Below are 19,741 nucleotides of genomic sequence, written 5' to 3' on the forward strand. Positions count from 1 at the left end.
GCGATCGTACGCCATTAGTGCAGTTGATGTAACTGGTGCATCGTATGCACCATTGGCTGCATGAGCTTTGTGATCCACGGCGCCACGGGCGCCCAGGGAGCCCCCGTCCTCGCGGCACTCGCCGCCTCCGGAGCGTCGGTGACGGCGGTGTCGCGCGGTGCCGCGGCCGTCCCCGACGGCGTGCGCACCGTCGCCGCCGACTACGCGTCCGCCGACGCACTGGCCCGCGCCTACGAAGGGGCTGACGGCGTCTTCGTCCATCTGCCGCTGGGCGCGCCCGACGACCGGCTGGCCTTCGCCCGCAACGTCGTCGCCGCGGTCGAGCGGGCCCGCCCGGCCCGCGTCGTCGTCTCCACCAGCGGCGCGTTCACCGACGACGCGGCCGCGGCCGGGGGCGGGCCGGCGGACCCCGCCGTCGGGCACCTGATCGAGGGCGTGCGGCGGAGCGGAGTGTCGTACGCGGTGGTCGCGCCCCGGCTGTTCCTGGAGAACCTGCTCCTGCCGCCGGTCGTCGGCGGCGCCCGCGAGGAGGGCGTCCTGCGCTATCCGCTCGCGGCCGGCCTGCGCGTCTCCTGGTCCTCGCACCTGGACGTCGCCGACGTCGTCGCCGCGCTGCTGCGGCGTACGGACGTGGTCGGCACCGTCGCCGTCGGGCAGTACCCGGCCGTGACGGGGCCGCAGCTCGCCGCGGCGTTCGGGGACCGCTTCGGGCGGGAGGTGGCGTACGAGGGGATCACCCCCGACGCCTTCGCCGGGCTGATCGCGCCGCTCCTCGGTGAGGCCACCGCAGCGGGCGTCGCCGGCCTCTACCGAGCCATCGGCACGCTCCCGGACCACGCGATCGCCCCCGTGGACTCCGCCCAGGAGCTGCTGGGCCTCAGCCCGCGGACCACCGGCGAGTGGCTGGTCGACCTGGGCCTGTGACGCGTCGGGAACGGCGGTACGGGAGACCTGCGGGACGGGAGCCCAAGAGTCGGGAGCCCAAGAGTCGGGAGCCCGAGAGCCGTGGGCCCAAGAGCCGTGGGCCCAAAAGTAGAGGGCCTTACGTCGGCCGGGGCGTCGGCGGCGGAGCGGTGCGGGGAGTCTGTGCGGGCATCGCGGCGAGCCTCGCCCGCACCCACGCGTCGGCCGCCAGTTCCGTTGGCAGCCGGGTGGACTCGTCGATCAGCGCTCCCGACAACTGCTCCGGCGTCAGGCCCTCGCACTCGCGCAGATCCGCCCCCTCAAGGAACGCGCCGACCAGCGACGCACCGGCGAAGTTCGCTCCCCGCAGATCCACCCCCGAGAGGATCGAGCGGTCCAGCTTCGCCGACACGAGCTGACACTCCCTCATGTCCGCGTGCGTGAATATGGCGTTGGTCAGGTCCACCCCGCGGAATGCGGAACTGCGCAGGTCCGCCCAAGTGAAGAGCGCGCCCTTGAAGGAAGGCGCCCCGTCGAACTCGAAGTCCCGGACGTAGAAGCCCGGCAGCGTCACCTGCCGCAGGTCGAGCCGGAAGGGTTCGGGACGGTCGGGGCGTACGGCGAGCACGCGCAGCGCCGCCTCGACGTCCGCGGTGGGCTGGGTGCCGAAGGCGGGCATGGGTCGGCCGTTCGACCGCGGTAGCTCGTAGCCCGCGGGGAAGTCGGTCGGACGCGTGCGGTTCCGGACGGAGTGCGCCAGCAGGTTGACCACCGTGACGTGGTCCTGCGGCGACTCCGCCAGGACGTGCTCAAGGCTGTAGATCGCGCCCAGGCGTTCCTCCACGTGCTCCGACGCCAGGAGTTCGACGGCCCTGCTGAAGCGCTCCGTCACCTGCCCGCGCTTGGTCAGGTCGTAGGTGCGCGCGGTGAACACGAGGCCGCCGAGTACGGCCGCGCCGCCGAAGGCCGCCAGGACCGTCTGGCGGACGGCGTTGATGGCGTCCGCCCGCTCCTTGCCGGGCAGCGCGCTGACCGTCTCACCGGCGATCAGCCAGGAGAACGGGCCCAAGAGGACGAGCAGCGTTCCGAAGGCGAGCAGGACGAGGACGACCGGGCGCAGCGCTCTGCTCCGCCGACGCGTGGGGCGCTCCCGTGGCCAGATCCTCATGGCTCGATGGTAGGAGCGTCACGACATCGGGTTCACCGGGGTGGTGCCCACGACGGGACGCCGTGCACGCGGCAGTGAGCGGTCGTCAAGACTGCCTGGTCCAGGCAGTGATCAGCGGTGCTGCTCGGGGTGAACATGTCGGCACGGGTCGGCGGCGACGCGGGTTCCGGGTGGAGCGCCACCTGTCGACCGTCTGCCGTCGTTTGACGTCGTTCCCGTTCCTGACGCTCGTGAGAGAGGCCCACACATGAAGCTGACCCGTGCCGCCCTGACCGTCGCGGCCACCGCCCTGGCGCCGACGCCCCTGCTCGCCACGCCCGCGTTCGCCGGGGACTCCGCCGCCGCGACCATCGGCGTGGCGACGGCGTCGACGGCGACGGACGGAGCGGACCCTTCGGTCGGCGACATGACCGACCACGACGTTCGGGTCGCGATCCTGCGCATCATCGACGACCCCGAGACCGGCAAGGCCGTGCGCGCCGCCGCGCAGGCGGCCATGAACGGCACCATCGCCGACCAGCGGCACTTCCTGGAGACGGGGCGTGCTGCGGCTCAGTTCGAGGACGACAGGGTGGCGGTGTTCCGCATCCTCGCCGACCCGAACGTCAAGCCCGCGGTGAAGGCCGCGGCGGAGCGGGCCCTGGCCGCCGACACGCCTGAGGCGCTGCGGTACTTCCTGGAGCGCGGCCAGCACGAGGTGTAGGTCCAAAGGGTCGGCCAGGACGCGAGCTACCGGCCCGAGACTCGGTCTGCCAGGCGGGCCACGCGGTCCGTTTCCGTCGAGTGGGCCGTCGACTCGCGGCGGTCCGCGCCGCGGTACGCCGCGTACATCGCCTGCACGCCGAGCCAGCGCAGCGGCTCCGGCTCCCACTTGCGGACCCGGTGGCCCACCCACGGCAGCGAGGTCAGCTCCGTCGCCCCGCCCTGGCCGGAGTCCTGCTGGATCAGGTCGCGCAGGGTGCGGGCGGCGAGGTTGGCGGTGGTGACGCCGGAGCCGACGTAGCCGCCCGCCCAGCCCAGGCCCGTCGAGCGGTCGAGGGTGACCGTGGCGCACCAGTCGCGGGGCACCCCGAGCACGCCCGACCAGGCGTGTTCGATGCGGGTGCCGGCGAGCGTGGGGAAGAAGCGGACCAGGACGTCCCGCAGCGCGGCCACGGTCTCCGGCTGGGTGCGGCCGTCGTTGTCGGTGCGGGAGCCGTAGCGGTACGGGACGCCCCGGCCGCCGATGGCGATCCGGTCGTCCGCGGTGCGCTGCGCGTACACGTACGCGTGCGCCAGGTCGCCCAGCGTCTCCCGGCCGTCCCAGCCGATGGCCTCCCACACGGACGGCGGCAGCGGCTCGGTGACGATCATCGAGGAGTTCATCGGCAGCCAGGTGCGGCGCTGCCCCTTGATGCCGGCGGTGAAGCCCTCGGTGCAGCGCAGCACGTACGGGGCGCGGACCGTGCCGTACGGGGTGACGGCGTGCTTGGGGCGGATCTCGGTGACCGGCGTGGACTCGTGGATGGTGACGCCGAGCGCCTCGACGGCCGCCGCGAGCCCCTTCACCAGCTTCGCCGGGTCCAGCCGCGCGCCGTGCGGCGTCCAGGTGGCGGCGACGGCGCCGGCGACCCGGATGCGCTCCGCGGTCTCCCGGGCGCCCAGCAGCACCCGGTCGTGCTCGCCGAAGGCGACTTCGACGGAGTGGTACGCGGTGAGGCGGGCGCGCTGGGCGGGGGAGCGGGCGACTTCGAGGACGCCGCCCCGGTGGACGTCGGCTTCGATGCCCTCGTCCGCGGCGACCGCGATGACCTCGCCGACGGAGTCGTTCATCGCCTGCTGGAGGCGGACGGCGGCCTCGTGGCCGTGGAGCTTCGCGTAGCGGTCGCGGCCGGCGATGCCGTTGTAGAGCCAGCCGCCGTTGCGCCCGGAGGCGCCGTAGCCGCAGAAGGAGGCTTCGAGGACGGTGATGTTCAGGAAGGGGACGGCCTTCTTGAGGTAGTACGCCGTCCACAGGCCGGTGTAGCCGCCGCCGACGATGCAGACGTCCGCGGTGGCGTCGCCGGGCAGCGGCTCGCGGGGCGCGGGGAGCCCGCTGCGCGCGTACCAGAACGAAATGCCGCCGTTGACGGTGCTCGTGGTGGTGCTCATGTCGTTCCTGCTCACTGTCCGAAGGCCGAAGGCGATGAGGGTACGCACGAGACTATGCGGCCCGGGCGGGGCTGGAAATGCCGGAATTCGTTGTGTGGTCGCTGCCTAGGATCGGGGTGTGATCGAGGTTCCCCAAGCACTCGTGGACTCCCACGCCGCACACGGCGGAGCGGCCTCCCGGGCCTTCGTCGAGGCGCTTCCCGCCCGCGCCGCCGCACTCCTGGACCGGTGGGAGCTCCGGCGCTCGGGCGCGCCGATGCACGGCCTGGTCTCGCTCGCGCTGCCCGTCGAGCGCGCCGACGGCACGGAATCCGTACTGAAGATCGGGCCGGTGGACGAGGAGACCGAGGGCGAGCCGGCCGCCCTGCGGACCTGGGACGGCGCGGGCGCGGTGCGGCTGCTGGAGCACGACCCGGCGACGGGCGCGCTGCTGCTGGAGGGCCTGGACGCGGCCCGCCCCCTGTCCGCCGTCCCCGACGTGCGCCGGGCGGTGCAGGTCGTCGCGGAACTGCTGGCCCGGCTGTCGGCCGGCCCCGCGCCCGCGGGGATGCGCCGGCTCGGGGACGTCACGGCCGCGATGCTGGCGCAGGTGCCGGCCGCGGCGCGGCGCCTGGTCGACGCGGACGAGCGGCGGCTGCTGCTCGACTGCGCGGCGGCGGTGCGGGAGGTCGCGGACGAGCCCGGGGACCGGCTGCTCCACTGGGACCTGCACTACGACAACGTGCTGGCCGCCGAGCGCGAGCCGTGGCTCGCCATCGATCCGAAGCCGCTCGCCGGCGACCCCGGGTTCGAGCTGCTGCCGGCGCTGACGAACCGTTACGACCCCGACCCGGCGGCCACGGTGTGGCGGTTCGACCTGATGACGGAGGTGCTGGGGCTGGACCGGGAACGGGCCAGGGCGTGGACGCTCGCCCGGTCGCTCCAGTGGTCCCTGTGGGACGTCGCCGAGGACGGGAAGGCGGAACTGCCGCAGGTGCCGGCGGAGATCGCGCTCGCGCTGCTGGCGGCGCGCCCGTAGCCGAGGCGGATCCGGCGCACCGTCATTCGTTCCGTACGCGCAGACGGGGCAGACCGTCACTCATCTCGTACGCGTAGACGGGGCAGGGCGGTCAATCCCCCGTGGCCGACCGCCCCGCCCCCTTCCCTCTGCGCCACCGCATCCGTTTTTGTTTCCGACGTCCCCGCACCTCAGGGGATGAGCACCACTTTGCCCATGGTCCTCCGGGTTTCCAGTGCGCGGTGCGCCCGTGCCGCGTCCGCCAGCGGGAAGCGCTGCACACCGGGGCGCAGCCGCCCGGAGGTCAGTTCGGCCAGGGCGCGGTCCTCCAGGACGCGCACGTTCCCGTTCACCGGCGCGAGCAGCATCGAGCCCGCGAAGACGTTCGTCGACGTGATGCCGCGCGCGGCCAACTCCTCGTCGGGGAAGGTCAGCACCTCGCCGTCGTCCGAGCCGTTCCTGGCCCAGCCGTAGACGAGGTGGTGGCCGCCCTTGCCGAGGAGGTCGACGGCGGCGCGCGCGGTGTCGCCGCCGACCGCGTCGAAGACGATGGTGGCGCGGCGCTCGCCGAGGAAGTCGCGGACCTCATCGGGCCAGCCGTCGTTCAGGTAGTCCACCGCGAAGTCGGCGCCGCCCGCGAGGACGCGGGTCACCTTGTTCGGGCCGCCGGCCAGCCCGACGACGGTGGCGCCGGCGTTCTTCGCGTACTGCACCAGCAGGGTGCCGATGCCGCCCGCCGCCGCGGTGACCAGGGCGACGGAGTCCGGGCCGAGGTCCGCGTAGTGGAGGACGCCCATCGTGGTGCGGCCCGTGCCGATCATGGCGACGGCCTCGGCGGGGTCGACGCCGTCGGGCACCTCCTGGAGCCGTTCCGCCTCGGTGACGACGAGTTCGGCGTATCCGCCGGGCCCCAGCCCGATGTGGACGACGACCGTACGCCCGAGCCACCGCCGGTCGACGCCCTCGCCGAGCGCGTCGACGGTGCCGGCGACCTCGCGGCCGGGGACGGTGGGCAGCGGCACGGGCTCCGGGTAGGGGCCCGTGGCACCGGCGCGCAGCGCGGTGTCCAGCAGGTGCACCCCGGCCGCGGCGACGGCGATCCGCACCTGGCCGGGGCCGGGGACCGGGTCGTCGACGCGTTCGTACGTCAGGTTCTCGGCGGGACCGTAGGCGTGGAGGCGGACGGCGTACATGGATCCCCCTTGGGGCTCTTCTTGCGGCTGTTGTCGTACGGCCCCCACCCTTCAACCTCAAGTGACCTTGAGGTCAAGGGGTCCCGCGGGTTCCGTGGGTTCCGTGCCGGACGTTCCGCGCAGGGCCCGCAGCGCCAGTTCGGCCGCCCGCCGGCCGCTGTTGAACGCGACCTCGCCCAGCAGCCCGGGCGCCGCGACCTGGTCGCCGGCGAGGAAGACCCCGTCGCCCCGGTCGATCGCGGGCCGGTCCCGCCAGGTCGTGCCGGGCAGGTCCAACGCTCCCGTACGGCCCTGGGCGAGCGCGTCGCCGCGCCACTCCACCCGCTCCCGCCAGCCGGGGTACCCCAGGTCGAACAGCGCCTCGGCGCGGGCCGAGCCGTCCGCCTTGGACTCGCCGGGGGCGATCGGGACCTGCGCCTGGACGAGGGAGCGGCCGGCGGGCGCGAGCGCGGACGAGGTCGCCGAGAACCGCTCCACCCAGCCGGGCGCGTCCAGGTCGGAGACGATGAACGCGTCCCGGCGCCCGCGGCGGGGGTTCGCGAGCCCCAGGTCGACCAGGGCCGTACGGCCGCTGGTCCAGTGCAACGAGTCGTCGCCCAGGAGCGTGCGGGCCGCGGCGAGCGAGGTGGCGACGACCACCGGGCCGTGCGCCTCGGGCAGCGCGTCCACCCGGGCCGAGGTCTCGATGCGCACGCCCGCCTCCCGGGCCCGGCGCGCCATCCGCTCGATCGCCTGCCCCCAGCCGCCCCGCAGGTAGCGCGCGCCGGGCGGCACCGCGGCGACCCGCCGCAGCCGCTCCTGCACGAACGCGGCGGAGAGCGACCCGGGGTCGTGGTGGAAGGCGACGACCCCGGTGAAGTTCGCCGCGGCCCGCGCCGCCTCCGCCCCGGCGACCCCCGTCGCCCAGGTCAGGAAGTCCACGTCCACGGGCGCCTTGCGCAGGTCGGTACGGGCCAGTCGCACCAGCCCGCGCGGCGGCAGGGCGCGGGCCGCGCCGTGCTGACGGAACCGGAACGTGACGGCGTCCCGCAGCGGAATCCGCCCGACCGGCCCGACCAGGTCGCGCCGACGCAACCACGTCCACATCGGCCCGGTGTAGAAGACGTGCGGCCCCTCGTTGGCCCGGTACGGCCCCTCCGCGGTGCGGCCCCGGCCGCCCAGGGCGTGGTGGGCCTCGTAGAGGGTGACCTGTGCGCCGGCCTCGGCGGCGGTGAGTGCGGCGGTGAGTCCGGCGACTCCGCCGCCGATGACGGTGAGGTGCATGGCTGGTGGTCCTTCCCCTTGGCGCTTGCTGTCACCAGGGGGACGGACGGGGCACCGCGAAATGTGACACGCCGGCGGTGCGCCGGTCGGGTCAGACCCGGGGGAAGCGGGCCTGGAGGTCCCAGACCACCGGGTTGTCGGCGAGTCCTTCGTGCAGGTCGGTCAGGTCCGCGAGCACGTCGTGCAGGAAGTCGCGGGCTTCGCGCCGCAGCTCCGCGTGCGCGAAGGACAACGGCCGCTCCTCGCTCCCCACCCAGTCCGCGGACACCTCCACGAACCCGAACCGCCGCCGGAACAGCATCCGGTCCGCCGACTCCGTGAAGTCCAGCTCGGCGTACTGCGGCCGCGCCGCGCGGCTCCCGAGCGGATCCCGGTCCAGTTCCTCCACGACCGTGCACAGCGCCCAGGCGAAGTCCAGCACCGGCACCCATCCCCAGGCTGTGGACAACTCCCGGTCGATGTCCGCGTCGGCGTCCGCGTCGGCGAGGTACACGTCCCCGCAGAAGAGGTCGTGGCGGAGGGCGTGGGCGTCGGCGCGACGGTAGTCCGTCTGCGGAGGGTCCGGAAAGCGGTTCGATAGCGAATACCCGATGTCAAGCACCCTGGGATGGTGCCACGCCCTGCCGCGCGCCGCGCCCGCGGCCTGCGGTGCGCCCTGCGGCCTGGCGCGACGGGGACGGGTGCGCCGCTTTCCTGCGGGTCGCGTTCCGTGTGCGGCCCGGTCGTGGGCTTGTCGCGCAGCTCCGCCCCCTGTGCCCTGTGCCCTGTGGGCACGGGGGCCCCAGCGCCACCTGTTTCGCTTCCCTAGGTTCCTTACCTGCGGCCCGGTGGTCGGCTTGTCGCGCAGTTCCCCGCGCCCCTGTTTTGCTTCCCTGGCTCCTCGTCTGCGGCCCGGTGGTGGGTTGCTCGCGCAGTTCCTCTCCCCGTGCCCTGCGGGCACGGGGGACCCCCACCTACGCCCAGAGGGCGTGGTGGGGCCCCAGCGCCCCAACCCCCTGTCCCGCAGGTAACCGACAAGGTGAGCGAAACAGGGGCGCGGGGAACTGCGCGAGAACCACCCACCGGGCCGCTGAGGCCAAGGTTCCCGCAGGGATATGGCGGTCGTGTCAGGGGCGCGGGGAACTGCGCGAGCAACCCACCACCGGGCCGCAGACGGAAACGCAACCCGCAGGGAAACGGCGCCCCCCGCCCGCCTACGGCAACAAGCGGCGTTCGTTGGCGACCGCCACCGCCCCCGCCCGCGTGTCCACCCCCAACTTCCCGTAGATCCGACCCAGGTGCGTCTTCACCGTCGCCTCGCTGATGAACAGCGCCCGCGCGATCTCCCGGTTCCCCAGGCCCCGCGCCAACTGGCCCAGGATGTCCGTCTCGCGCTCCGTCAGCGAGGGACGGCCCGCCCCGCGCATGTGGTCCATCACCCGCGTCGCGACCGGCGCCGACAGCGCCGTACGCCCCTGCGCCGCCGAGTGGATCGCGGTGAACAGCTCCTCCGGCCGCTCCGCCTTCAGCAGGTAGCCCGTCGCCCCCGCCTCGATCGCGCGGGTGATGTCCGCGTCCGTGTCGTACGTCGTGAGCACCAGCACGTGCACGTCGGACGAGGCGATCCGGCGCGTCGCCTCGACCCCGTCGATGCCCGGGCCGAGCTGGAGGTCCATCAGCACCACGTCCGGCGCCAGCTTCGCCGCCATCGCGACGGCCTCCTCGCCGCTGCCGGCCTCGCCGACGACCTCGATGTCGGGCGCGCTGCCCAGCAGCGCGAGCAGCCCGGCGCGCACCACGGCGTGGTCGTCGCAGAGCAGGATGCGTACGGGTGCCGGGGACGGCGTACTCGGGCTCGGGCTCGGGCTCGTCATGGCTGCTCCAGGGGAATCGCGGCGGACACGACCGTACCTTCGCCGGCCGCGGACTCGATCGTGAGGGATCCGCCGAGCTGCCCCACCCGTGCCCGCATCGCCGCGATGCCGTGCCCGCGCACCCCGGCCGGCACGTCCAGCGGACCGGCGCCCGCGGCGAACCCGCGCCCGTCGTCCGCGATGTCCAGGACGACCTGGTCGTCCAGGTGGCTGAGGGTGAGCGTGGCGCGGGACGCGTCGGCGTGCTCCCGTACGTTCGCCAGCGCGCCCTGCGCGATCCGCAGCAGCGCCGACTGGACCCGTACGGGCAACGGCACCGGCATCCCGTCCACGTGGCAGCGCACCCGCAGAGCGTCCGACGACTCGCGCTCGGCCAGCGCGTGCAGCGCCTGCGCCAGCCCGCCGCCCGCCGCGAGGTCCGCCGGCGCCAGGTCGTGCACGAAGCGCCGGGCCTCGGCGAGGCTGCGCTCCGCGATGCCCTCGGCGGTACGGACGTGGCCGCGGGCGGTCGCCGCGTCGCTGTCCCAGGTGCGCTCCGCGGCCTGGAGCAGCATCTGCTGGCTGGACAGGCTCTGCGCGAGGGTGTCGTGGATCTCCATCGACAGCCGTTGCCGCTCCGCGAGCGTCCCCTCGCGGCGCTCGGTCGCGGCCAGCTCGCGCCGGGTCCGGATCAGGTCGTCCACCAGGGCCTGGAGGCGTTCGGCCTGTCGGCGCATGTGCAGGAAGACGCCGGTGGCGAGCGCGGCGACGGTGGGCGGCAGGAGGAAGAGGTTCGGGTCGAGGCCGTGCCGGAGCTGCCACTCCGCGTACACGACGAGCGCGCTGAGGACGGCGACGAGCGCGATCGCCGCGCCCGTCGGCAGCGTCCGCAGCGCGGTGTAGATCAGCGGTACGGCGCACCACGCGAAGCTCGGCGCCAGCAGCACGATGACCACCCAGCAGCCCACGACCAGCCCGAAGCGCACCAGCTCGGCGCGGTCGGTGCGGCTCCGTACGCGCGCGGTGAGCCAGGGCCCGGCGAGCTGGAGCAGCGCGAGCGCGGTGCTCAGCCCGATGACCCACGGCAGCCGCGGACTGCCCGGGTGGTTGAGCACGAACCGCAGCAGCGCGCCGGCGAGCAGCGTCAGGAACGTGACGTTCATCAGCACGTCGAGCCAGCGGTCGTCGCGCCGTGCGCCGCGGTCGGCGCCCAGGGGCGGCGCGCCGCGGGCCGAGCGGTGGTGGTGGTCGTCCATCGTGTCCGTCGTCGTTCTCCTGAGTCCTGCTGAGTCCTGCTGAGTCCTGCTGAGCCCTGTTTAGTCCTGCTGTTCTGCCGAGCTCTCCTGACATCGGCGTCGGCGCGCATCCGGTGGCGATGGCTTCCGGGCCGCCTCCTCCGACACCGACACCGACACCGACACCGGCACCGAACCGACACCGGCGTCAGCGTCGGCGCGCGCCCGACGGCAGTGGCCGTCGGGTCGCCTTCCTCGCATCGTCACCCGGCGCGCCCACCCCCGCATCAGCCGATCGGCCGACCCGAGCCTCATCCATCATGCACGCGCCGAGCAGCCGGTACGCCGACGGCCGGACCCCGGTTCCGACCGAAGAATCGAAGGCAGACCGAGGCACTCGGGCCGCAAGCCAGCCCGCCCACCCTCGCCCGCCACCACGACCATCACCATCACCAGCCAGGAGCTTGAGGACCATGAAGAAGATGTCGACCCGCGCCCGCGTCATCACCGGTGCCGTCGCCGCCGCCGCGCTCAGCGCCGGCACGTTCGGCGCCGTGTCCGCCAACGCTTCCGCGCCGGCCGCCGAGACGCGCGCCGCGGTGAAGGCCGACGCCCACAACCGCAACCTCCAGCAGACCACCCACCTGACGGTCGACGCCGCGACCAAGGCCGCCCAGGCCACCCTGGACGCCGCCGAGAAGGCCGGCCAGCGCATCACGGTCGCCGTCGTCGACCGCAACGGCAACACCATCGTCACCCTGCGCGGCGACGGCGCGGGCCCGCAGTCGTACGAGTCCGCGGAGAAGAAGGCGTTCACCGCGGTGTCCTGGAACGCCCCCACCTCCGAGCTGGTCAAGCGCCTGGAGAGCACCCCGAACCTGAAGGACATCCCCGGCACCCTCTTCCTCGGCGGCGGCGCGCCGGTCCAGGCCAAGGGCGCCCCGATCGCCGGCATCGGCGTCGCCGGCGCGCCGAGCGGTGCGCAGGACGAGGAGTTCGCGAAGGCGGGCGTCGCGGCGCTGTCCCGCTGACCTCACGTCGCACGGGCCGCCGCGGGAGCGTGTCGTTCCCGCGGCGCTCCGCCGTACGCTCCGCCGTGCTCCCTACGATCACCCCATGCGCCGACTGCCCCGGTCCCTGGTTCCCCTGCTGTTCCTGGTCGGCTGCACCGACGGCGGCGTCTCGGGAACACCGGGCGCGGCCGGCGTGCGGGACCCGCTCTTCCCCCGTCTCGGCAACGGCGGCTACGACGTGCGCCACTACCAACTGACGCTGGAGTACGACCCGGCCGCCGACCGCCTCACCGGCACCGCCGAGATCCTCGCCGACGCCACCCAGGACCTGAGCGCCTTCAACCTCGACCTGCACGGCATGGACGTCGCGGACGTCACCGTCGACGGGGCGCCGGCCGCCGCCAACCGGGCCGGCGACGAGCTGACCGTACGGCCCCGGGACGAACTGCGCCGCGCCGCGCCCTTCCGCACGGTCGTGCGCTACGCCGGCACCCCGCGCACCATCACCGACCGGGACGGCGCGAAGGAGGGGTGGCTGCGGACTGCGGGCGGCGCGCTCGCGCTGGGCCAGCCGGCCGGCTCGATGGCGTGGTTCCCCGGGAACCACCACCCCGGCGACAAGGCGACGTACGACGTCGAGGTCACCGTGCCGCGCGGCCTGAAGGCGCTCTCCAACGGCGAGTTGGCGCGCGAGACGACGACGGGCGGCGCGACGACGTACGTGTGGCGGTCGGCCGCGCCGATGGCGTCCTACCTCGCGACCCTGGCGATCGGCCCGTACGAGACGACGAACGGCCGCACCCGCGACGGACTGCCGGTGCTGACCGGCGCGGACCCGACGGTCGCGGCGCGCACCGCGGCGGTCGCGGGCCGCGTCGCGGAGGTGACGGAGTGGGCTGCCGGCCGCTTCGGCCCGTACCCCTTCTCGTCGGTCGGCGCGATCGCGGTGCGCGACGGGGCGGCCGGCTACGCGCTGGAGACCCAGAACCGCCCGGTGATCCCGGCCGGGCTGTTCGACCTGCCGATCCTCGTCCACGAACTGGCGCACCAGTGGTACGGGAACTCGGTGACCCCGGCCACCTGGCGGGACATGTGGCTGAGCGAGGGCTTCGCGACGTACGCGGAGTGGCTGTGGGCGGAGGACCGCGAGGGCACCCCGGCCGACGAGTCCTTCGACGAGGCGTTCGCGACGGACGCGAACTGGTCCTTCCCGCCCGCGTCCCCGCCGTCGGCGGAGCACGTCTCGGACGCGCCGGTGTACGGGCGGGGCGCGATGGTGCTGCACCAGGTGCGGCGGGCGGTGGGCGAGGAGGAGTTCTTCGCGCTGCTGAAGGGCTGGCCGGCGGAGCACCGGCACGGGAACGCGTCGACGGAGGACTTCACGGCGTACGCGGAGGAGGTGTCGGGGCAGGACCTGGGGCGGGTGTGGAAGGTGTGGCTGTACGGGACCGGGGGCCGCCCGAAGTGATGGACGGCCCCCTGCCGCGTGCGTTACCGGTCGTCAGGACCTCAGAGGTTGACGCCGAAGTCGCGGGCGATGCCCTCAAGGCCGGCGGCGTACCCCTGGCCGACGGCGCGGAACTTCCACTCGGCGCCGTTGCGGTACAGCTCGCCGAAGACCATCGCGGTCTCGACGGCCGCGTCCTCGCTCAGGTCGTAGCGGGCGATCTCGGCGCCGCCGGCCTGGTTGACGATGCGGATGTAGGCGTTGCGGACCTGGCCGAAGTTCTGCGCGCGGGAGACCGCGTCGTAGATCGAGACCGGGAAGACGATCTTGTCGACGTCGGCGGGCAGCCCCGCCAGGTTGACGTTGATCTGCTCGTCGTCGCCGCCGCCCTCGCCGGTGCGGTTGTCACCGGTGTGGACGATGGTCTGGTCCGGGGTGGCGCGGTTGTTGAAGAAGACGAAGTGCGCGTCGGACGCGACCTTGCCGGCGGCGTTCACGCCGATCGCGGAGGCGTCCAGGTCGAAGTCGGTGCCCGTGGTGGTGCGGACGTCCCAACCGAGGCCAACCGTGACGGCGGTGAGGCCCGGCGCCTCCTTGGTGAGCGAGACGTTGCCGCCCTTGGTCAGGCTTACTGCCATTGGGACATCCCCTTAGTGTGCGCGTCTGTGTTCGCGTGTGCGGGCCGGTGGATCCGACCCCTACGGACCGAAACTACCGTCATCCCTTCATAACGCCTTCGGTGCGGTCCAGGGTTCCGATGAATTCCAGGTGACGCGACGGGCCGGCCCGGGGGACGATGGACCCATGCCCGGTCCCTACGTCATACGCGGCTCCGTCTCCCTCCCGGAGGCCGAGCTGATGTGGCGTTTCTCCCGTTCCTCGGGCCCGGGCGGCCAACACGTCAACACCAGCGACTCCCAGGTCGAACTCCGCTTCGACCTCGCCTCGACGACGTCCCTCCCCGAGGTCTGGAAGGCCCGCGCCCTCGACCGCCTCTCCGCCCGCCTGGTCGACGGCGTCCTCTCCGTCCGCGCCTCCGACCACCGCTCCCAGTGGCGCAACCGCGAAACGGCAGCGACGCGCCTGGCCTCCCTCCTGGCCGAGGCCACCGCCCCGCCCCCGAAGCAACGCCGCCCGACCCGCATCCCGCGCGGCATCAACGAGCGCCGCTTGAGGGAGAAGAAGCAGCGCTCGGAGAGGAAGCGGGGGAGGTCGGGGCGGGACTGGGGGTGACCCCGCGAGTGCGGGGACCACAGTCGGTACAGGTTGTCGGCGAAGACGACCGTGGGACCACCCCCGCATGCGCGGGGACCACCCACCAGGCCGAGGCCAACGGCAAGAAGGGGGCAGGACCACCCCCGCACGTGCGGGGACGACAGGCGCCCACCTGCACTTTTACCCGGCCGGACCCCGGTTTTTACCCACTTGCCGAGAACGCGACAAACCGGACCCCTCCGTCCGTTCTTCCTGTGCAGAACCTAGCGCAAGGCCCGCGCGTCATCGCCGGTTCCAACTCTCGGCCTGTACGCCGTAGTGACGTACGCCGTCGATGGCGCACCCTGCGTCGGACTCCGCTTGGACCGGGTCGGTGCCGGTGGCGATGCGGCGCATGACTTCGACTTGCCAGGGGTGGGGTAGGAAGGCGATGCGGTGGACGAGTTCGGGGGCGTCGATGGTGCGGAGGTCGGTGTAGTCGGGTGGCGGTGGTCGTTCGCCGGCGGCGGCGTGTTTGGCCGCGTCGTCGAGGACGTCGCCGAGTGCGGCCGCGCCCGGTAGGAGCCGCCGTCGATGGCGTTGCATCTGCCGTAGCACCGCTGCTCTCCAGACGACGGGCAGCGCGGCGTACTGCCGTAATGACGTGACGGCGCATGTCACGTCACCGTCCCGCGCCGGGTCGGCTTCGGGCCACTGCTCGGCCCGCTCGGGTTCGCAGAGCACGGCGAAGTGCGCGACGTCGACGCAGAGCGCGATGATCTGCGGCCGGTACTCCTCGATGCCGTTGCTGAGGGGCCATGCCCTGCTGATTCGCCGCCCGTCGGCGAGGCACCAGTGCAGGGCGGCGCGTTCGTGGTCGGGCAGCGTCTCCCAGACCCCGGACACGGTGAGCGCGTCCCACACCATCACGGGCGCGTCGCCGGCGAGCCCGGCGATGGTGATCCAGTCGCGCAGCCGCCAGCACGCGAGGACGTCCAAGGTGGCACGTACGGCGGTTAACCCTGATTCCGGGGATTGTTCATCGTTCACGAATTCAGGCCCATTCCTGTCTTGTGTGACCGTGGTGGCTGAGGGGCTGCTGTCGTCGGCGGATCCTTCTTGCCCCTCGCCCCGCCCAGTCCACAGGCTTGGGATCTTCCCGAACCAGCCCTTCTGCCTGACGACTCGCACGCGAAAACCAGTGCTGGGTGCCGACTTTGGGGAATGAGACGGCAGAGTCGTCATCCCTCTGGGGGCATTCAGGTCGCTATGGTCGAGATTCCGGAGAAGAGGGGGCGACGAACAACCGTGCGCAATGACGCGTTAGCTGCTCACATGACCGCACTGGGCTGGTCTCCCGCCCGCTTGGCACGTGCGGTCAACTCCGTCCTCGGGCCCGATTACGTCGCCCGAACCACCGTGACCGATTGGGTCGCCAAGGGGCGCGTCCCCCGAGACCCGTTGCCCACCATCACCGCCCACGTTCTCAGCGAAGCGCTCGGCCGCCCCATCGCGCTTGCCGACCTGTGGGGCCCGGGCGTACGCCCCTCCACCTCCTGGGTGCGTGCGGACGACGGTCTGCTACCGCCTGACGCGCCCGGCGCTACCGTGGAAGCAGCTACTCAGTGGGTTATCCACGATGGGGGCGACATGGAGCGCAGGAAATTTCTGGCCGTCAGTAGCGCGGCACTCACGAGCACGGGCCTCAACTCGACCCCCACACGGGCAAGTGCCGAGCTGGGCAGGCCCATTCGCGGCCCGGCCGTTACGGAAGCCGTTGTCGACGTGATCGCAGCCACTGTCGATGCGGTTCGGCAACTTGACGACGCCGCGGGGGGCAACCGGTCTTCTCTGCACCATGCTCACCGGCAATTCGCTCTGGTCGCCGAGTACGTGCGCAACGGTCGTTTCACGACATCCGCCGTCCGCGATCGAGCGATCAATTTGTGGGGCCAACTGGCTCAAACTGCTGGATGGATGGCCATGGATGCCGGACTGCACGGTCTGGCGCAGCGCTATTTCAGCACGGGACTGGCTGCCGCCCACGATTCCGATGATCCGGCATTGGCCTCCCACCTTCACGGCTGCCTCACCTACCAGGCCGTCACCTTGGGTCGCTTCCGCGACGCCGTGAGTCTGGCGAACGCTGGCATCGACGCAGCATCCGCCGCACCGCCCGCCGTGCGAGCCCTCGCCGCTGCCCGTCATGCCCACGCGCATGCAGCTCTCGGCGACGTTCACGGAATGCGACAGTCGACCGAAGAGGCGCATCGCCATCTGGCCCACACTGAAGCGCTTCAGAGCCGCCCCCCCTGGCTGTACTGGCTAACCGACCTCAACGTCGTTACCGGCCAGACCCTCATCACCGCCGCCTTCGCGGAGGCGCCGGGGGCTCCGCGTCTCTTGGACGAGGCCGACCCGCTGATCACCCCCTGGCTAGGCACCCACGCCGAGCGGACCGAGGACCGTGACGCCCTTCTTCACGGGGCGTGGCTCGCCCGCTCTTACCTTCGGCGGCACGACCTCGAACAGACGATTGCCACGGCCGACTCGCTGGTGCAGTACGCGTCCACCGTCCACTCCAAGCAGGTCGAAGCGGCCCTCCGCGGCCTCGAACTCGATCTGGCTCAGCGCCCGGATCTGCGTCATCACCAGAAGGCCCTCGACCTACGAAAACGCCTCAAGGTCGTTGCCTTCCCCGAGTGACTGCGCCGGCGATCGGAGGGGGAAATAGGGATGGGGAACTGAACACGTAACCGGGACCATGAACCCTGCAAGTACCCAAGGAGATTCAATATGGGAACTTCGGCTCAGCCATGGGGGGTGAGGCGCCTTGCGCCTTACCCGACCAGTGTTGTACTGCCCTTCGCCCAGGTGGAAATCGATCCTGAAACTCAGACGGCAGCTTATTTTGATGAGTCTGGGAGGCGCATTGACATGGGGGAGGGCGGCAAACACGGCACGAACAGGGCCACCGCGTCACAGACTGCGACCGGGGCCGACGGTGGTGGTCCGCAACCGCCGAAGCCAGCGGACACGGACGCACTCGAAGACCATGTACCGGACTGACACATGACGGACTCGCCGACGGTCCTTGTGATCACCTCGTTGGAGGACGTCACAACGGATCTAGTGCTGAACGAGCTGTACGGCCGGGGTGTTCCGGCCGTACGGCTTGACCCGGCGGTCGACTTTCCCGATCTCGCGAGCATCAGCGCGCAGATCGAAGGAGCACGGCTCGCAGGCGGTCTGACCACTCCGACCAGACGCCTGGACCTTTCTGCTGTGCGATCCGTCTACTGGCGTCGCCCATCCCCCTATGGAGGCGCGAGTCGAGTCACCTCGCCAGAGCAACAGTTCGCCGTTGAGCAGTGCCGAGCCGGTTATACGGGGATCTTGACGGCACTGACCGCGCTGCACGTCAACGACCTCTTCCGGAACCGTGCTGCTGACTACAAACCTGCTCAGCTCACGACCGCAGCCCGATGCGGGTTCACGGTACCCAAGAGCATCGTGACGAATGACCCTGCCGAAGCGGAGAAGTTCGTTGCCGCACACGAGGCGGTGATCTACAAACCAGTGCACGGCGTGCACTTGACCGACGAAAGGGGGCGGAGCCGGACTGTTTGGACCAGTCTTGTTGATGTCCATGAACTTGACGACTCCATCGCGCTGTGTCCTCACTTGTTCCAGGCTTGCGTACCCAAAGTCGCTGACATTCGCCTTGCCGCGGTTGGCGACCGCATGTTTGCCACGCGAATCGACAAAGAAGGCGACCATCTGGACTGGCGTTATGACCAACGGTTGATTACCTTCTCCCCGATCTCGGTATCTCCAGCGATCCGCGCATCGGTTCGGTCCTACCTGCATGCATTCGGTTTGGTGTTCGGAGCATTCGACTTCGCTTTCGACTCCGCCGGCAGGTGGTGGTTCCTCGAATGCAACCCCAACGGTCAGTGGGCATTTGTTGATCGGCCCACCACACAGGCCATCGCGACAGCACTCGCTGACACCCTCCAGAAGGGCACCACCGCATGACCACGTCCACCACCGCCAGGGCACTGCGCCGACAACTCGTCCAGCACCTCGTCGACGAAGACGTCCTGCACGACCACGAGGTGCGGCGCGCCGGCGAGAGCGTCCCTCGGGAGGTCTTTCTGGGCCCCGCGATCTACCGGCCCAGCCCGCCGCCGGGTGTCACTGTGTGGACGCCCACCCGTCGCGTCGACACACCGTCGGACGAGTGGCTGCGGCTCACGTACGAGAACACCACCTGGGTGACGCAACTCGACGGCGTCCTGGCGGAGGATGCGACCGGCCCAGTGACCGGCGGCACCCCGACGTCCTCTTCCACACTGCCCGGGCTCGTCCTGTGGATGATCGAGCAGGCAGGCATCACCGAGGGGAAGCGCGTCCTCGTCATCGGTGCCGGCACCGGTCTGTCGACCGCGTACATCTGCGAGGTCGCAGGCCAAGAGAACACCACCGCAGTCGAGACGGACCCCGTCGCCGCGGAGCGTGCCCGCAAGGCGCTCGCCGAGGCCGGATACGGTCCGGCCCTGATCACTGGGGACGGGCTGCTCGGATACTCAGGGGGCGCGCCGTACGACGTCGTGATCGCGTTCTGCTCGATGCGGCACGTTCCCTACGGGCTGCTGCGGCAGGTGAGGGAAGGCGGGACCGTGCTCGTCACCCTCGCCGGTTGGGGGTTCGGACACGGTCTGGTGCGTCTCACCGCTGACGCGACCGGCGGGGCCGAGGGCCGGTTCCTGCCGGGCTACACCTCGTTCATGATGGCCCGTCCTCACGACCGACCGCCCCACAGTCGCGTCGAACTCCTCCCCGGCGACGAGCGCCCGAGCCGGATCGACCCCGCCTTGGTGGACGACTGGTCCGCCCGCTTCGTCGCCCAACTCGCCGCCCCCTCCGCCGAACGGCTCGGCGTGGGCGCCGAACAGATCCTGCTGGACGTCGCCACGGGATCACAGGCCCGCACTCGACCGGACGGGAACGGAGGTTGGACCGTCACGGAGCGCGGCCCACTGCGTCTCTGGCGCGCTGTTGAAGACGCCACCGCCACGTGGCAACGCGCCGGCGCCCCGCACCTGTCGTCATTCGGCCTGACGATCACGCAGGACGCCCAGCGGGTCTGGATCGGTACACGGGAGGGGCCGGGCTGGAACCTGCCCATTTAGTAGGGGGTGCGTGAGGCGAGAGCCCTGCCCGCGCGGGGTCAACACGAGTTCCGTGCTTACCGACGTCGTGTAGAAGGGAGACCCTCCCTGCACGCGCGGGGAGTCGGTTCACCTGACCTACGACCAGGCACGGGCCACGCTTCCGACGCGCCTGCTGCGTTGAGTCCGGTT

At 71.9% G+C, this 19,741-nt stretch carries 19 protein-coding genes; 10 read left to right on the forward strand and 9 right to left on the reverse strand.

Going from position 1 to position 19,741, the window contains the following annotated elements; genetic code table 11:
• Positions 1–60: 60 nt before the first annotated feature.
• Positions 61–924, forward strand: a complete 864-nt coding sequence (locus ACH4E8_RS06495) for an NmrA family NAD(P)-binding protein (RefSeq protein WP_398444974.1) — start codon at positions 61–63, stop codon at positions 922–924.
• A gap of 118 nt (positions 925–1,042) precedes the next feature.
• Here ACH4E8_RS06495 and ACH4E8_RS06500 read toward each other — a convergent pair whose 3' ends face one another.
• On the reverse strand, positions 1,043–2,071 hold the full coding sequence (locus ACH4E8_RS06500; RefSeq protein WP_398444976.1) for a pentapeptide repeat-containing protein: 1,029 nt from the start codon (positions 2,069–2,071) through the stop codon (positions 1,043–1,045).
• Positions 2,072–2,318: 247 nt separating this feature from the next.
• On the opposite strand from ACH4E8_RS06500, the gene ACH4E8_RS06505 reads away from it, so the two are divergent.
• On the forward strand, positions 2,319–2,774 hold the full coding sequence (locus ACH4E8_RS06505) for a hypothetical protein (RefSeq protein WP_398444977.1): 456 nt from the start codon (positions 2,319–2,321) through the stop codon (positions 2,772–2,774).
• A 26-nt stretch (positions 2,775–2,800) separates the two neighbouring features.
• On the opposite strand, the gene ACH4E8_RS06510 is transcribed toward ACH4E8_RS06505, so the two are convergent.
• Positions 2,801–4,201, reverse strand: a complete 1,401-nt coding sequence (locus ACH4E8_RS06510) for an NAD(P)/FAD-dependent oxidoreductase (RefSeq protein WP_398444979.1) — start codon at positions 4,199–4,201, stop codon at positions 2,801–2,803.
• Between the two features lie 118 nt (positions 4,202–4,319).
• On the opposite strand from ACH4E8_RS06510, the gene ACH4E8_RS06515 reads away from it, so the two are divergent.
• Positions 4,320–5,219: an aminoglycoside phosphotransferase family protein gene (locus ACH4E8_RS06515; protein WP_398444981.1), complete on the forward strand. Its 900-nt coding sequence runs from the start codon at positions 4,320–4,322 to the stop codon at positions 5,217–5,219.
• A gap of 170 nt (positions 5,220–5,389) precedes the next feature.
• On the opposite strand, the gene ACH4E8_RS06520 is transcribed toward ACH4E8_RS06515, so the two are convergent.
• The 5 genes from ACH4E8_RS06520 to ACH4E8_RS06540 all read right to left on the reverse strand — a co-directional run bounded on the left by ACH4E8_RS06520 (position 5,390) and on the right by ACH4E8_RS06540 (position 10,742).
• Positions 5,390–6,391: a zinc-binding dehydrogenase gene (locus ACH4E8_RS06520; protein WP_398444982.1), complete on the reverse strand. Its 1,002-nt coding sequence runs from the start codon at positions 6,389–6,391 to the stop codon at positions 5,390–5,392.
• A 57-nt stretch (positions 6,392–6,448) separates the two neighbouring features.
• Positions 6,449–7,654 (reverse strand): FAD-dependent oxidoreductase, encoded by a 1,206-nt coding sequence (locus ACH4E8_RS06525; RefSeq protein WP_398444984.1) that lies wholly within the window; start codon positions 7,652–7,654, stop codon positions 6,449–6,451.
• Between the two features lie 91 nt (positions 7,655–7,745).
• On the reverse strand, positions 7,746–8,255 hold the full coding sequence (locus tag ACH4E8_RS06530) for a hypothetical protein (protein ID WP_398444986.1): 510 nt from the start codon (positions 8,253–8,255) through the stop codon (positions 7,746–7,748).
• 592 nt (positions 8,256–8,847) lie between these two features.
• Positions 8,848–9,507 carry a response regulator gene (locus ACH4E8_RS06535; RefSeq protein ID WP_398444988.1) on the reverse strand — a complete coding sequence of 220 codons (660 nt, stop codon included), beginning with the start codon at positions 9,505–9,507 and terminating at the stop codon, positions 8,848–8,850.
• Entirely contained in the window at positions 9,504–10,742 is a 1,239-nt protein-coding gene (locus ACH4E8_RS06540; protein ID WP_398444990.1) for a sensor histidine kinase, read from the reverse strand. The genes ACH4E8_RS06535 and ACH4E8_RS06540 overlap by 4 nt, the downstream gene beginning before the upstream one ends.
• A 452-nt stretch (positions 10,743–11,194) precedes the next feature.
• Between ACH4E8_RS06540 and ACH4E8_RS06545 the strand changes: the two genes are divergently transcribed.
• Together ACH4E8_RS06545 and ACH4E8_RS06550 are read left to right on the forward strand one after the other, a co-directional pair.
• Complete coding sequence (locus ACH4E8_RS06545; RefSeq protein WP_398444992.1) at positions 11,195–11,752, forward strand: heme-binding protein; 558 nt, start codon at positions 11,195–11,197, stop codon at positions 11,750–11,752.
• Positions 11,753–11,837: 85 nt separating this feature from the next.
• Positions 11,838–13,202 carry a M1 family metallopeptidase gene (locus tag ACH4E8_RS06550; protein ID WP_398444994.1) on the forward strand — a complete coding sequence of 455 codons (1,365 nt, stop codon included), beginning with the start codon at positions 11,838–11,840 and terminating at the stop codon, positions 13,200–13,202.
• Between the two features lie 41 nt (positions 13,203–13,243).
• On the opposite strand, the gene ACH4E8_RS06555 is transcribed toward ACH4E8_RS06550, so the two are convergent.
• Complete coding sequence (locus tag ACH4E8_RS06555) at positions 13,244–13,819, reverse strand: TerD family protein (RefSeq protein WP_398444996.1); 576 nt, start codon at positions 13,817–13,819, stop codon at positions 13,244–13,246.
• A gap of 166 nt (positions 13,820–13,985) precedes the next feature.
• Here ACH4E8_RS06555 and arfB point away from each other — a divergent pair, with 166 nt between their 5' ends.
• Positions 13,986–14,414 carry an alternative ribosome rescue aminoacyl-tRNA hydrolase ArfB gene (gene arfB / locus ACH4E8_RS06560; RefSeq protein ID WP_398444997.1) on the forward strand — a complete coding sequence of 143 codons (429 nt, stop codon included), beginning with the start codon at positions 13,986–13,988 and terminating at the stop codon, positions 14,412–14,414.
• Positions 14,415–14,678: 264 nt separating this feature from the next.
• Here the strand turns inward: arfB and ACH4E8_RS06565 are convergent, their stop codons facing one another.
• Positions 14,679–15,425: a hypothetical protein gene (locus ACH4E8_RS06565; protein ID WP_398444999.1), complete on the reverse strand. Its 747-nt coding sequence runs from the start codon at positions 15,423–15,425 to the stop codon at positions 14,679–14,681.
• 285 nt (positions 15,426–15,710) lie between these two features.
• On the opposite strand from ACH4E8_RS06565, the gene ACH4E8_RS06570 reads away from it, so the two are divergent.
• The 4 genes from ACH4E8_RS06570 to tgmC all read left to right on the forward strand — a co-directional run bounded on the left by ACH4E8_RS06570 (position 15,711) and on the right by tgmC (position 19,570).
• The gene (locus tag ACH4E8_RS06570; RefSeq protein WP_398445001.1) at positions 15,711–17,081 is read left to right on the forward strand and encodes a hypothetical protein; all 1,371 of its coding nucleotides are present in this window, start codon (positions 15,711–15,713) and stop codon (positions 17,079–17,081) included.
• A 90-nt stretch (positions 17,082–17,171) separates the two neighbouring features.
• Entirely contained in the window at positions 17,172–17,444 is a 273-nt protein-coding gene (gene tgmA, locus ACH4E8_RS06575) for a putative ATP-grasp-modified RiPP (protein WP_398445003.1), read from the forward strand.
• A 3-nt stretch (positions 17,445–17,447) separates the two neighbouring features.
• Positions 17,448–18,413, forward strand: a complete 966-nt coding sequence (tgmB, locus tag ACH4E8_RS06580; RefSeq protein ID WP_398445005.1) for an ATP-grasp ribosomal peptide maturase — start codon at positions 17,448–17,450, stop codon at positions 18,411–18,413.
• Positions 18,410–19,570, forward strand: coding sequence for an ATP-grasp peptide maturase system methyltransferase (gene tgmC, locus ACH4E8_RS06585; RefSeq protein ID WP_398445007.1), 1,161 nt, complete (start codon positions 18,410–18,412; stop codon positions 19,568–19,570). Before tgmB ends, tgmC begins: the two co-directional genes overlap by 4 nt.
• Positions 19,571–19,741 lie beyond the last annotated feature (171 nt).

Source organism: Streptomyces sp. NPDC017979, from assembly GCF_044328175.1.
Classification (GTDB): Bacteria; Actinomycetota; Actinomycetes; order Streptomycetales; family Streptomycetaceae; genus Streptomyces.